This is a genomic window from Neisseria sp. Marseille-Q2251, assembly GCF_940793045.1.
Lineage (GTDB): Bacteria > Pseudomonadota > Gammaproteobacteria > Burkholderiales > Neisseriaceae > Neisseria.
In genome coordinates, this window is record NZ_CALNWV010000006.1 from 67812 (window position 1) to 80524 (window position 12713).

Below are 12713 nucleotides of genomic sequence, written 5' to 3' on the forward strand. Positions count from 1 at the left end.
TGCTGGTTTCCTTTTGATGATGATTTATGGGAATCGGGGTGGTTTCAGACGACCTCTTGGGCGCAGATACTGAGCGCGGATACATCAAACTTAAAATCGTCGTATCGGATTGCGGTTAAGCCGTTATGGAAATTTGAATGATTATAATGGAATAGTTAGTTTGATGACAGCCGTATGCCGATATTGCGTTGCCGCAAAAATAAGAAAGAGCGACAAGATTTACCGTTGCAGAAAGAAGGTCGTCTGAAAATTGTTTTTCAGACGACCTTTTGTTGTTTTATCCCTCAAGAAAGCAATGGAATTACGACCGAACCTGTCCGTCGCCCAACACTATCCATTTCTGCGAAGTCAGACCGTGCAGGCCGACGGGGCCGCGGACGTGGATTTTGTCGGTGGAAATGCCGATTTCCGCGCCGAGACCGTACTCGAAGCCGTCGGCGAAGCGGGTGGAGGCATTGACCATGACGCTGGCGCTGTCGACCGTGCGCAGGAAGGTGCGGGCGTCGGTGTAGGATTCGGTTACGATGCTGTCGGTGTGGTGGCTGCCGTGGGTGTTGATGTGGGCGACGGCTTCTTCGAGGCTGTCGACGATTTTGACGGAGAGGATGGGGGCGAGGTATTCGGTGTCCCAGTCTTCTTCGGAGGCCGTCTGAATGTGGGGCAGGATGGATAGGGTACGCGGGCAGCCGCGCAGCTCGACGTCGCGGGCGGCGTATTTTTCCGCCAATACGGGCAGGATTTCGGCGGCGCGGCTTTGGTGGACGAGCAGGGTTTCCATGGTGTTGCAGGTGCCGTAGCGCGAGGTTTTGGCGTTGAAGGCGATGTTGACGGCTTTTTCGGCGTCGGCGGCGCGGTCGATATAGACGTGGCAGATGCCGTCGAGGTGTTTGATGACGGGTACGCGGGCGTCGGCGGCGATGCGGGAAACCAGCGACTTGCCGCCGCGCGGAATGACGACGTCGATAAACTCTGGGCTTTGCAGCATGGCACCGACGCTTTCGCGGTCGGTATTTTCAATCAGGCTGACGGCTGCTGCGGGCAGGCCGTTTTCAACTAACGCCTGCGTAATCAGTTTGGAAAGCGCCATATTGCTGTTGAAGGCTTCGCTGCCGCCGCGCAGGACGCAGGTGTTGCCGGACTTGAGGCAGAGGGCGGCGGCATCGACGGTTACGTTGGGGCGGGATTCGTAAATGATGCCGACAACGCCCAACGGTACGCGCATTTTGCCGATTTGCAGGCCGTTTTCGCGGGTGCGGAATTCGTCCATTTCGCCGATGGGGTCGGGCAGGGCGGCAATCTGGCGCAAACCTTCGCACATGGCATCTATGGTTTTTTCGGTCAGCCGCAGGCGGTCGAGCAGGGCGTCGTTCAAACCTTTCTGCGCGGCCTGTTCCATATCTTGGGCGTTGGCAGCGAGGATGGCGGTTTGATGGTGTCTGATGAGTTCGGCAGTGCGCAGAAGCGCGGCGTTTTTTTGCGCGGTTTCGGCGGCGGCGACAATATAGGAAGCCTGCTTGGCGGCGGACGCGGTGCGGCGGACGTAGTCTTGGATGTTTTGCATGGTGTTTCTGCGGGGAAAGTGGGAATGGGTTGATGATAAGGTCGTCTGAACGGGAATTCAATAGGACGCAGAAAGACAATTCCAGTGATACTGGGAAAAGGACTGAGAAAATCGCAGATAAAAAAAACCATCTATACTAAGGGGAAAAGTATAGATGGCCAAACACATTACGGGGAAAACGTCTTACTCACTTACTCACTTCTCTCGAAGCAAGTGTTACTCAGACACGCGAATTATATAATAGTTCACGAATGATGGCGTTAAGTTTGGTTAATGACATCTTAACACTTATATCATAATGTTTTTAAACAAATAAAAAAATCATAATGGTTAAATTTTTTTTGAAAAAACTTCAAAATTTTCAAACCGTGATGAATTTCCACTCCCCTGAGGCTAAATTTTCTACCGTTCGTCCGTTAAATTCGTCCCGATGGAGGTGTTCGACGCGGTTGCCGGCGGCGGCGACCATGCGTTTGACCTGATGATATTTGCCTTCGGTAATGGTCATTAGTAGGGTGGTCGGATTTTCCAAAACGGCTTCTGCGGCGCGGACGGTCTCGTTGTCGTCGTGCAGAAGGACACCGTTTTTCAGCGTTTCACACAGGCTTTTGTCAGCAGGATGCTTCAGGGTAACGCGGTAGATTTTTGGGACTTTGTGTTTCGGCGAGGTAACGCGGTGGTTGAACTGCCCGTCGTTGGTAATCAGCAAAACGCCCGTCGTATCGGCATCCAGTCTGCCGACCGCCTGCATATCGATGTTGCGCATATGATCGGGAAAAAGGCTGAAAACGCTGGGGTATTGCTGCGGTTTGTGTGAGGTTTCGTAATCGGCAGGCTTGTTGAGCAGGATATAAAAATAGGGCATGGGCACGACGACGATGTCTTCGCCGTCTATGCGCAGCGTTTGGACTTCGGCGGGATCGATGTCAGATTTGGCGTCGTTGTAGACTGTATCGTTGATTTCGACACAGTCGTTTTGAATCAGCCACTGGCATTGTTTGCGGCTGCCTATGCCTTGGGATTGGAGGTATTTGATCAGTTGCATGGGAATGGCGGGAACGGGTTTCAGACGACCTAATTGTATATCAGGACTTCGCTTTCAAACGATAGAGATAAGTGGTTTCCCGATTGCGGGCGAAGGCGAGCGGGTCGGATTCGTCGGCGGCTTTGCGGTGGCGCGGTTTGGTTTTCAGAATATCGGCCACTTCTAAAGAGGTCGTCTGAAAACATTGTTCCAGAAAATCGCGGTCGCGCAGGTGCAGATGTTCCGCCAAGTCGGAAATGATTAACCACGCTTCACCTTGCGGGTTTAAATGTTGCCGCACGCCGTTTAAAAAGGCGGTCAGCATGGCGTTGTCGGGGTCGTAGAGGGCGGTTTCGACGGCAGAAGTCGGTTTGGCGGGCAGCCACGGCGGGTTGCAGACGATCAGGTCGGCGCGTCCTTCGGGAAATAAATCGACAGCTTTGACGGCGACTTGTTTGTCCAGCCCCAAGTGGGCGAGGTTGGCGGTTGCGCAGGCGATGGCTTTGGGGTTGGTGTCGGTGGCGGTGATGTCGGGAATGCCGCGTTTGGCGAGGATGGCGGCGATAACGCCGGAGCCTGTGCCGATGTCGAACGCCGTCTGAATATGGGGATTCAACGGAGCTTGGGCGATTAAGTCCAAATATTCGCCGCGCAGGGGTGAGAACACGCCGAAGGAAACATGGATTTTGCCGCCAAGCTGCGGAATGTCTATGCCTTTTTTGTGCCATTCGTGTGCGCCGATAAAGCCCAAAAGCTGGTTAAGCGGCAGTAAAAACGGCGTGTCGTTTGGCTCGGCGTACACATCGGCAAGGGCGGCGCGGACGTCGGGCGCGCGCGGGTTGCTTAACTGAAAACCCGCGCCGATTTCGACGGCAAGCATGTTCAACACACGGCTTTGCTGCGCCTGTTTCATGCGGTGGGTGTGGAAGGTCGTCTGAATATCGGCAAGCGTGTTTTTTGTTTTTTCAGACGGCCTGCGGACGCGTTTTTTCATCGCCGCCAACACTTGCTTGGCGTTGTGGAAATCGCCCGTCCAAACGGTTGCCGTTTGGGCGTGGGCGTTTTTCAGAATATCGGCGGCATTGCTTTCATGCACATAAACCGCCTGTTTGGGCGGCTTCTGCGTGCTTTCGTTGCGCCATTCGGCAGCGGCGCGGTCGGTGGGGATAATGGGAAACATGGCGGGAAGGAGGAAGGGAAACCGGCGGCAAGTTTACTATAGTGGATTAAAATTGCAATGATACGGCGTTGCCAACGCCCTTATGTACTACCCGTACACGGCGGGCGTTGCCGCCTTGTCTCATTTTTATTTTAATCCACTATATATTTCGGCTTACGATGTATTGCCGTTATGGTGTGCAGGACATTCAAAATAAGCGAGCGTAGTTTGGGCAGTGATGCCTATTCATTTTTTAGGGGCAGTTATGTGTCGCCTGCCTTTTTGTACTCAGATATTGAAATAAAATTGGACAAAATGTATAAAATAATTCTGGATTTAAAAAGTAAATCCGTATTTTTAGAAAAATAGATTGTCGTTTTGTCTAAAATGCGTATAATCCCCTTCCAAAGCAAACCATAATTTCGATAAAGTTTGGACAAGGAACATCATGCAATTAGACATTGACCGCTTAGTTGCTTATTTCGGCGGCGTGAATGCACTTGCCGAAGCGTTGAAACAGTACGACCCCGAAAATGCCGCAACAACTGCCGCCATCTATAAATGGCGCACGCGCGGGTCGCTGCCTTTGGCGCAACTGCAAAAGCTGACCGCGCTGGCGGAAGCGCAAGGCAGGCCGCTGGATTTGAATGCTTTTTTACAAAAAAACGAATCTCTGGAGAGAACAGAAATGACACAGACCAACCGCGTAATTATTTTCGATACCACCATGCGCGACGGCGAGCAGTCGCCCGGTGCATCCATGACCAAAGAGGAGAAAATCCGCATTGCCCGCCAGTTGGAGAAAATGGGTGTGGATGTGATTGAGGCCGGTTTTGCCGCAGCCAGCCCGGGCGATTTCGAGTCGGTCAATGCGATTGCCAAAATCATCACCAAATCCACAGTCTGCTCGCTGGCGCGTGCCGTTGAAAACGATGTGCGCAAAGCGGGCGAAGCCGTTTCCCCCGCGCCGAAAAAACGCATCCATACCTTCATCGCCACCAGCCCCATCCACATGGAGCACAAACTGAAAATGAAGCCGCAGCAGGTCATTGATGCGGCGGTCAAAGCAGTGAAAATCGCCAAAGAATACACCGACGATGTGGAATTTTCCGCCGAAGACGCCGTGCGTTCGGATTTGGACTTCCTCGCCAAAATCTTTACGGCGGTTATCGAAGCGGGCGCGACCACCATCAATATTCCCGATACCGTCGGCTACTCCATCCCTTCCGTGTGGTACGAGCGTATCAGCAACATCATCAAAAGCGTGCCCAACGGCGACAAAGTAGTCTGGTCGACCCACTGCCACAACGATTTGGGGATGGCAGTTGCCAACTCGCTGGCCGCTGTTCAGGCAGGCGTGCGTCAGGTGGAATGCACCATCAACGGCTTAGGCGAACGCGCGGGCAATGCCAGCCTTGAAGAAATCGTGATGGCCTTGAAAGTGCGCCACGACCTTTTCGGCTTGGAAACCGGCATTGACACCACGCAAATCGTGCCGGTATCCAAACTGGTGTCCACCATTACCGGCTATCCGATTCAGCCCAACAAGGCGGTGGTCGGCGCAAACGCCTTTGCACACGAATCAGGCATCCATCAGGACGGCGTGTTGAAACACCCCGAAACCTATGAAATCATGACTGCCGAATCGGTCGGCTGGTCAACCAACCGCCTGACCTTGGGCAAATTGTCCGGCCGCAGCGCGTTCCGCAGCAAACTGGCGGATTTGGGCATCGAGTTGGAAAGTGAGGAAGCGCTGAACGCCGCGTTTGCCCGCTTCAAAGAACTCGCCGATAAAAAACGCGAAATCTTCGATGAAGACCTGCACGCGCTGGTGTCCGACGAAATGGGCAGCATGGGCGCCGAAAGCTACAAATTCATCTCCCAAAAAATCAGCACCGAAACCGGCGAAGAGCCGCGCGCCGACATCGTGTTCAGCATCAAAGGTGAAGAAAAACGCGCTTCCGCCACCGGCTCCGGCCCTGTCGACGCGATTTTCAAAGCGATTGAGAGCGTGGCGCAAAGCGGTGCGACTTTGCAGATTTACTCCGTCAACGCCGTAACGCAAGGCACGGAAAGCCAAGGCGAAACCAGCGTCCGTCTGGCACGCGGCAATCGCGTCGTCAACGGACAAGGCGCAGATACTGACGTATTGGTCGCCACTTCCAAAGCCTACCTCTCCGCCTTGAGCAAACTGGAATTCGGTGCCGCCAAACCGAAAGCGCAAGGCAGCGGTACGATTTGAGTTTAGATAACTTGATTTTTAAAAGCAAAAAGGTCGTCTGAAACCGGATTTTGGGTTTTCAGACGACCTTTTTTTATTTTTTCACAGAACCGAACAGGGGAAAAAGGTTAATCAAACACAGTAAAAAATACAAAACGAGTATTAGAATCAGCCATAAATTTTTAAGTTTTATACTTGAGTAAATGATATGAAACAATAAATCTAGGTCGCCTATTAAATGGACAAAAAAATACGCTGTAAGGATGAAACAGAAAATGCCAATAAACTTTCTTCCTAATAGAAAGAATAGAATAGAAATATTGTTTATTATAAAAAATAATTTAATAATCATGGGGTTGTTGTTTATTTCACCTTGTAAATCGGATAAATTATAGACATCCCCATCAGTTATATAGTCTATGATGTAAAATTCATCAGTATTAAGGAGAAATGAAAACGAAATAAGTAGCAATAAAATGAGGTAATTAATTGGTTTTATAAATTTTATACTGAAAATACGGTTTGCCATCATGCTCCCATTCGTTTTATTTTTTCTGTGTATTTTTTATAACGTATTCCTGCCTGAAAAGAAGATTAGTAGACATTGAAAAAATCAGTACATCATAAAAAATCAAACAACATCAAATTTTAAAAGGATTGCTGATTTAAGTGCAACCCCTTATTGAAGTTTCATCAGTCGGTCTTGTTCGACTGACAATACGCCGTTTATCTTTTGGAAATAAGCAATGGCATCTTGAATATTGGTTTTGGCTGATGGACGAATGGCAATTCCGTGCAGGTTTTTGTATTCGTAAACCAAACTTGCGCCGGAATCTTTCACTGCCTTCATCAATGAATCTGAGCCGATGCCTTCATCGTAGAAAATAATCAGATTGCCCGTTGTGGCTTGTACTTGTCGGGTGGGGACTGCTTCAGTCGCTTGGGTCGGTTTGCTTGGGCTTTGACAGGCGCAGAGCAAGGCGGAGAGTAGGATAAATGCAAAAGTTTTGTTCATTGTTGTTCAGAGGGTTGAGTGATTAAAAAGGTCGTCTGAAAATGAGGTAAACAGAAATTATGGAAGATAAAGTTAGAAAGATAGCTAAATCTTTAGGTTATTTAAATCTTCAAGTTATAAAAGGATAAAGGAAATAATGAATTTAAATAGTACATATAATTTTTCACTCAATCAATATAACTTCTATTTTGAGATAAATTGGGAATTTAATTTTCTGTATTTAGAGAAATTTAATCAGTGTAGTCAAGTCTATATTGATTCTGGTTTTTATATCAATTTTGGAAATGGTCTGTCTCTATATATTGCCGGTGAAGAAGACTATGGCAATTTATTAGATTTTATAGAATTTGTCTCAGATAATAATCAAGACGAATTAAGCTTTGAATCACATACTGCTAAGATTAGTAAGAAGAATAATATCTTGAATATGAAATTTAAGAAAAATAATATACTAAATATGGAGGAGTTAGTTGGCAAAGAAAGAAATATAAATATAAATTTCAGTCATGAGTTATATACTGAATTAAATTCTTTAGTATCGAAAATTCAGGATGACTATAAAAAATTTTCTTCTAATTTAGAAGTAATTAAAAAGATTTGGTTTGGAACTGACGCAGATTAGCAGTTATATCCAGCGATTGTCACGCACAATATAAAAAGCGCAGCTGGTATGGTCGTCAAAATACAAAGATTTCTATTTGCCTTTCAGACGACCTTCCCAGCAATCTCGATGGTTATGCCTCAGGCAGTTCCATGTCTAAAACGGTTTGTTCCTGCTTGGCGCGAAAGTCGGCAAGTTTTTGAGCCAGCTCGGGGTTTTCGTTGGCAAGCAGTGAGATGGCGAACAGGGCGGCGTTGGCGGCTCCTGCTTCGCCGATGGCGAAAGTGGCGACGGGAACGCCTTTGGGCATTTGTACGATGGAGAGCAGGGAGTCTTCGCCGCGCAGGTATTTGCTGGGTACGGGTACGCCCAATACGGGGACGGTGGTTTTGGCGGCAACCATGCCGGGCAGGTGCGCCGCGCCGCCTGCGCCCGCGATGATGGCTTTGATGCCGCGTTCGCGGGCGGTTTCGGCGTATTCGAACATTAAATCGGGGGTGCGGTGTGCGGACACGACGCGGGCTTCGTATTCGACGCCGAACTCTTTGAGAAACTGCGCTGCCTGCTGCATGACGGGCCAGTCGCTGTTGCTGCCCATGATGATGCCGATTTTGGCCATATTTGCTCCTAGTGTATAAAACGTTATTCAATGAATGATTTCAGACGACCTTTGAATATGGGAGGTCGTCTGAAAAGTTATCGTTGCTTGATGCTGACGGCGGCACGTTTGGCGGCGGCGCTGCCGGGGTAGCTCTGTATCAGTTTGCGCCAGGTGTTGCGGGCGATGTCTTTCTGTTGCAGCTTGTATTGGCATTGCCCGATGCTGAAGAGCGCGTCGGGGGCTTGCGGGCTGTTGCGGAAACGGTTGGCGAAGCGTCCGCCGATTTCGATGATGGATTCGCAATTGCCCATGCGCTGTTGGCTTTGCAGCAGCAGATACATATTGCGTCGGGCGCTTTCGCTGCCGTTGCCGCCGTCTGCTCCTTTTAAGACTGCGGCCGCTGCGGCGTAATTGTTGCGCTGATAGTATTTGAGGGCTTGGTTGTAGAGGCGGGTTTCGTTTTGGTCGGCAGAGTCGGCTTCTGAAGGCGCGGTGCCGCCGTTTGCCAGATAGGTGCTTTTGAGTTTTTGGTCGTCCAAACGTTGGGCGGGCACTTTCCTATTGGTGTGACGCGGGGTTTTGTTTTGTTTTTCAAGTTGTTGCAGGCGCTGGTTGGTGTTTTCCATTTCGCGCTCCAAACGTTCGACCTGCATACCCAAGCGTTCGATTTGAGTCATCGTGTTCAAATCGGGATAGGGAATGGCGGAGGATTCGGCTGCGGCGGTGGGAATATCGGGCAGCATGAAGGTGTCGCCGGATTTGGGTTTGGGGGCGGTAGAGGCGCAGGCGTTGAGCAGGAGGATACCGGCAAACAGAATGGGAAGGGTTTTGTTCATTTTATTTTTTAAGCAGCAAAGTCAGACCGTCGCCGACGGGCAGGGTAATGGGTACGATGCGGGAATCGTCGGGCAGGTTGCGGTTGAAGGACTGGAGTATGTTTAGGCTGGGCGGGGCATCGCGTTCTGCTTCACCCATAACGCGCCCGTTCAGCAGGACATTGTCGATGGCGATAACGCCGCCGCTGCGAACCAGTTGCAGGCAGCGTTCGAAATATTGCGGGGTGGGCGGTTTGTCGGCATCGATCAGCGCCAAGTCGTAGCTGCCTGATTCGCCTTGGCTTATCAAGTCGTCCAGGGTCAGCAGGGCGGGCTGGAGGTGGAGGGTGATTTTATGGGCGACTTGCGCTGCCTGCCAGGTTTCGCGGGCGATATCGGTAAAGGTGACGTTGATGTCGCAGGCGGTAATTTTGCCATGTTCGGGCAGGACTAAGGCGACTGTGGTGCTGCTGTAACCGGTAAACACGCCGATTTCCAGATATTTTTCGGCTTTGAGCAGGCGCGCGAGCCAAGTCAACAAGGCTGCCTGTTCGCGGGCAATCGCCATTTTCCCTAAACGGTGGGATTGCGTGCGCGAACGCAGGGCGGTCAGGACGGGATGCTCTTTTTCGCCGATGCTGTTGAGGTAGTCTTGCAGCGCCGGGTCGATATTGTGTGTCTGGGTGGTCATGCCGTTTGGCCGTCAGTCTTGGTAGTAGGTATAAGGTTTTTTGGCGACTTTGGCGGCTTCGAATTCTTTCTGTTCTTGAGGGTCCAGCTCGACATCCCACAACAGATGGCGGTTTTCAAGGCGTTGTGTTTCCAGCTGCGGATTGTCTTCGATGAGTTTGTCGAGGAATTGGGTGGCTTCGGATTTGTAGTGATACATGATACGGTTCCGTGCAGGTTTGCGTCAGCCTTTTATTATAACTGATAACGCCGTTACGGTTTTTAGATATTCGACTATATAGTGGATTAACTAAATCAGGACAAGGCGACGAAGCCGCAGACAGTACAGATAGTACGGAACCGATTCACTTGGTGCTTCAGCACCTTAGAGAATTGTTCTCTTTGAGCTAAGGCGAGGCAACGCCGTACTGGTTTAAAGTTAATCCACTATATTTTCAGGGTTTATAGTGTTTCGGGTATAATGCCGCCTTATTTTTTAATGCGGTACGGCAGGTCGTCTGAAGCCTTTGCATAATATTTTGCTCGTATTCCAGGCAGAATATTGCGCAAAGGCTTCGCCGCCGGTTTCAGACGACCTTTTTTTATTTTGGAAAGAGTTTTATGTTGAAAAAATGGTTGCATAAAGTTTTACCCGGAAAGCAGCCGAAGCAAGTGCCTGTGGCGAAGGAAATCCTTCCTTTCGACAGGCACCATATCAGCGCGGATATGTTGAGTTTTGCGGCGGAAAAAGTTGTCCGCCGTTTGCATGACGAAGGTTTTCAGGCTTATGTTGTCGGCGGGGCGGTTCGCGACCTGCTGCTGGGCGTCGAGCCTAAAGACTTCGACATCGCCACCGATGCGACGCCGGAGCAGGTTCATAAGATTTTCCGCAGAAGCCGCATCATCGGTAGACGCTTTCAAATTGTACACGTCATGGTCGGGCCGGAAACCATAGAGGTTACGACCTTTAGGGGTGGCGGTAAAGTGCAGCAGAACGCGCACGGCAGGATTATGAAGGACAACACTTACGGCAGCATGGAAGAAGATGCCATGCGCCGTGATTTCACCTGCAACGCGCTTTATTACGACCCGATTAAAGAAGAAATCATCGATTTCCACCACGGTGTCGGCGATATTGCCGACCGCAAGCTGGTGATGATCGGCAATGCGGCTGAACGTTATCAGGAAGACCCTGTCCGCATCCTGAGGGCAGTTCGGTTGTCGGGCAAACTTGGGTTTGACGTGGAAGAAAATACCGCCGCACCGATTCCGGAACAGGCAGGTCGTCTGAAACACGAACCCGTAGCGCGCCTGTTTGACGAAATCATGAAGCTGCTGTTTTCCGGTTATGCCAGAGAATGTCTGAAACGATTGAATTCCCTAGGCGTTTCAGACGACGTCCATCCGCTTCTGACTGCGCTCAAATCGGCTGCAAAACCTGAAAACCGCATTATCTCCCTCGCCTTGAAAAATACGGACGAACGTTTGCGGGCAGACAAATCAGTGTCGGTGGGCTTTGTCCTTGCCGCCGTATTGTGGCCGGTTTTGAACCGTCATTGGCAGGACAACATCAAACGCGGTCAAAAACCTGCGCACGCTTTATCCGAAGCGATGAACACCATGCGCGAGACGGTGGAAAAAGGCTGGGGTGTGCCGCAGCGTTTTGCCGCGACCATGAGGGAAATTTGGCAGCTTCAGCCGCAATTCGACTACACACGCGGCGCGCGTCCGCACAAAATGTTGGCGCAAGCGCGTTTCCGAGCGGCTTATGATTTTCTTGTGTTGCGTGGAGAGGTTGATGAAGTGGAGCGGGATTTGGTCGAATGGTGGACGAAGTTCCAACATGCAGATGCAGAAGCACGCGCGGAGATGACGCTTGCCACACAACAGCGCCGGCAACACGGGCAAGGCGATGGTGCGGATGGCAAACCGAATCGCAAACGTCGTCCCACGCGTAAGAAAAAAACGGCGGCGGATAAGCCGGAATCATGAATCGACCGATTGCAAACGGTCTTGTCTTATTAGTTTGTTGTAGGGCTGAAGTATTGGTTTGAATGCCAAATTGTTTCTGCCGCATTTATAGTGGATTAACTTTAAACCAGTACGGCGTTGCCTCGCCTTAGCTCAAAGAGAACGATTCTCTAAGGTGCTGAAGCACCAAGTGAATCGGTTCCGTACTATCTGTACTGTCTGCGGCTTTGTCGCCTTGTCCTGATTTAAATTTAATCCACTATATCTTAACAAAAAGGTCGTCTGAAAATTTTCAGACGACCTTTTTGAATAGTTTGAAGAATCAAGAGGGAAACATTCACCCTTTACAAACCCGCAAGCAAACGGCGGATTTTGCCGATGGCAAGCTCGGTTTCCAAGCCGCATTCCGCCCCTTCCGTCCCTCCGCTGAGGCAGCGGATGTCAGTGATGCCGCAGAAGTGGGCGTATTGGATGCCCAGTTCGCGGGCGAGGACGGCTTCTGGCATTCCGGTCATGCCCAATACGTCCACACCGTCGCGGCGGTAACGTCGGATTTCGGCGCGGGTCGGCCAGCGCGGTCCTTGCAGGCAGCCGTAAACGGCTTGAGTGTATAAAGGCATTTGGTTTTGTTGCGCGTGTTCGACGATTTTTTCGCGCAGTTCGGCGGTGTAGGGGTCGAGAAAATCGGTGTGTACGACCGGTTCTTCCTGTCCTTCAAAAAAAGTGTCTTTGCGACCGTATGTGTAGTCGATCAAGTCGTCGGGCAGGACGAGTGCGCCGGTTTCAAAGCGGTCATTGATGCTGATGACGGAGGAAACGGCGACGATGTATTCCGCACCTATGGAATGCAACGCCCAAATGTTTGCGCGGTAGTTGATTTCGTGCGGCGCGACGGTATGGCCGAAGCCGTGCCGTGCGAGGAAGATGATGTCCTGACTGCCCAGTTTGCCGCTTAAGACGGGGCTGCTGGTCAGTCCGTAGGGGGTGCGGACGATTTTACGGTCAGTGATGCTCAGTTCGGGCAGCTTGGTCAGGCTGCTGCCGCCGATGATGGCTAACATGTTTTCTGTTCCTTT

At 50.6% G+C, this 12713-nt stretch carries 12 protein-coding genes and 1 pseudogene; 3 read left to right on the forward strand and 10 right to left on the reverse strand.

Annotated features, from left to right (window positions below; all coding sequences use genetic code 11):
* Window positions 1-301 precede the first annotated feature (301 nt).
* From AAG834_RS04180 to AAG834_RS04190, 3 genes are all read right to left on the reverse strand, one after another.
* On the reverse strand, window positions 302-1561 hold the full coding sequence (locus AAG834_RS04180; RefSeq protein ID WP_342031353.1) for a glutamate-5-semialdehyde dehydrogenase: 1260 nt from the start codon (window positions 1559-1561) through the stop codon (window positions 302-304).
* A 361-nt stretch (window positions 1562-1922) separates the two neighbouring features.
* Window positions 1923-2606: a 16S rRNA pseudouridine(516) synthase gene (locus tag AAG834_RS04185; protein ID WP_070514058.1), complete on the reverse strand. Its 684-nt coding sequence runs from the start codon at window positions 2604-2606 to the stop codon at window positions 1923-1925.
* A gap of 40 nt (window positions 2607-2646) precedes the next feature.
* Complete coding sequence (locus tag AAG834_RS04190; RefSeq protein WP_342031354.1) at window positions 2647-3765, reverse strand: class I SAM-dependent methyltransferase; 1119 nt, start codon at window positions 3763-3765, stop codon at window positions 2647-2649.
* Window positions 3766-4192: 427 nt separating this feature from the next.
* Here AAG834_RS04190 and AAG834_RS04195 point away from each other — a divergent pair, with 427 nt between their 5' ends.
* The gene (locus AAG834_RS04195) at window positions 4193-5986 is read left to right on the forward strand and encodes a 2-isopropylmalate synthase (protein ID WP_070514060.1); all 1794 of its coding nucleotides are present in this window, start codon (window positions 4193-4195) and stop codon (window positions 5984-5986) included.
* A gap of 658 nt (window positions 5987-6644) precedes the next feature.
* Here AAG834_RS04195 and AAG834_RS04200 read toward each other — a convergent pair.
* Window positions 6645-6980, reverse strand: a complete 336-nt coding sequence (locus tag AAG834_RS04200; RefSeq protein WP_070513041.1) for a hypothetical protein — start codon at window positions 6978-6980, stop codon at window positions 6645-6647.
* 136 nt (window positions 6981-7116) lie between these two features.
* Between AAG834_RS04200 and AAG834_RS04205 the strand changes: the two genes are divergently transcribed.
* A complete protein-coding gene (locus AAG834_RS04205) occupies window positions 7117-7602 on the forward strand; it encodes a hypothetical protein (protein WP_070513044.1) in 486 nt (161 codons plus the stop codon).
* Between the two features lie 112 nt (window positions 7603-7714).
* On the opposite strand, the gene purE is transcribed toward AAG834_RS04205, so the two are convergent.
* The 4 genes from purE to AAG834_RS04225 all read right to left on the reverse strand — a co-directional run bounded on the left by purE (window position 7715) and on the right by AAG834_RS04225 (window position 9886).
* On the reverse strand, window positions 7715-8200 hold the full coding sequence (gene purE / locus AAG834_RS04210; protein WP_003778018.1) for a 5-(carboxyamino)imidazole ribonucleotide mutase: 486 nt from the start codon (window positions 8198-8200) through the stop codon (window positions 7715-7717).
* 77 nt (window positions 8201-8277) lie between these two features.
* Window positions 8278-9018, reverse strand: coding sequence for a tetratricopeptide repeat protein (locus tag AAG834_RS04215; RefSeq protein ID WP_342031355.1), 741 nt, complete (start codon window positions 9016-9018; stop codon window positions 8278-8280).
* 1 nt (window position 9019) lies between these two features.
* Window positions 9020-9688, reverse strand: a complete 669-nt coding sequence (locus AAG834_RS04220) for a class I SAM-dependent methyltransferase (RefSeq protein WP_070513051.1) — start codon at window positions 9686-9688, stop codon at window positions 9020-9022.
* A gap of 12 nt (window positions 9689-9700) precedes the next feature.
* Entirely contained in the window at window positions 9701-9886 is a 186-nt protein-coding gene (locus AAG834_RS04225) for a DUF3460 family protein (protein WP_003761287.1), read from the reverse strand.
* A gap of 401 nt (window positions 9887-10287) precedes the next feature.
* Here AAG834_RS04225 and AAG834_RS04230 point away from each other — a divergent pair, with 401 nt between their 5' ends.
* Entirely contained in the window at window positions 10288-11658 is a 1371-nt protein-coding gene (locus AAG834_RS04230) for a polynucleotide adenylyltransferase PcnB (RefSeq protein WP_342031356.1), read from the forward strand.
* A gap of 180 nt (window positions 11659-11838) precedes the next feature.
* Here AAG834_RS04230 and AAG834_RS13780 read toward each other — a convergent pair.
* Both AAG834_RS13780 and AAG834_RS04235 read right to left on the reverse strand, forming a co-directional pair.
* A pseudogene (locus tag AAG834_RS13780) lies at window positions 11839-11904 on the reverse strand (transposase); the annotation flags it as partial.
* A 77-nt stretch (window positions 11905-11981) separates the two neighbouring features.
* Window positions 11982-12698: an S-methyl-5'-thioinosine phosphorylase gene (locus tag AAG834_RS04235; RefSeq protein ID WP_342031357.1), complete on the reverse strand. Its 717-nt coding sequence runs from the start codon at window positions 12696-12698 to the stop codon at window positions 11982-11984.
* Between the last annotated feature and the right edge of the window lie 15 nt (window positions 12699-12713).

Coding starts and splice junctions, on each gene's coding strand:
- AAG834_RS04180 (WP_342031353.1), bottom strand. CDS start 1,561: ATGCAAAACATCCAAGACTACGTCCGCCGCACCGCGTCCGCCGCCAAG.
- AAG834_RS04185 (WP_070514058.1), bottom strand. CDS start 2,606: ATGCAACTGATCAAATACCTCCAATCCCAAGGCATAGGCAGCCGCAAA.
- AAG834_RS04190 (WP_342031354.1), bottom strand. CDS start 3,765: ATGTTTCCCATTATCCCCACCGACCGCGCCGCTGCCGAATGGCGCAAC.
- AAG834_RS04195 (WP_070514060.1), top strand. CDS start 4,193: ATGCAATTAGACATTGACCGCTTAGTTGCTTATTTCGGCGGCGTGAAT.
- AAG834_RS04200 (WP_070513041.1), bottom strand. CDS start 6,980: ATGAACAAAACTTTTGCATTTATCCTACTCTCCGCCTTGCTCTGCGCC.
- AAG834_RS04205 (WP_070513044.1), top strand. CDS start 7,117: ATGAATTTAAATAGTACATATAATTTTTCACTCAATCAATATAACTTC.
- purE (WP_003778018.1), bottom strand. CDS start 8,200: ATGGCCAAAATCGGCATCATCATGGGCAGCAACAGCGACTGGCCCGTC.
- AAG834_RS04215 (WP_342031355.1), bottom strand. CDS start 9,018: ATGAACAAAACCCTTCCCATTCTGTTTGCCGGTATCCTCCTGCTCAAC.
- AAG834_RS04220 (WP_070513051.1), bottom strand. CDS start 9,688: ATGACCACCCAGACACACAATATCGACCCGGCGCTGCAAGACTACCTC.
- AAG834_RS04225 (WP_003761287.1), bottom strand. CDS start 9,886: ATGTATCACTACAAATCCGAAGCCACCCAATTCCTCGACAAACTCATC.
- AAG834_RS04230 (WP_342031356.1), top strand. CDS start 10,288: ATGTTGAAAAAATGGTTGCATAAAGTTTTACCCGGAAAGCAGCCGAAG.
- AAG834_RS04235 (WP_342031357.1), bottom strand. CDS start 12,698: ATGTTAGCCATCATCGGCGGCAGCAGCCTGACCAAGCTGCCCGAACTG.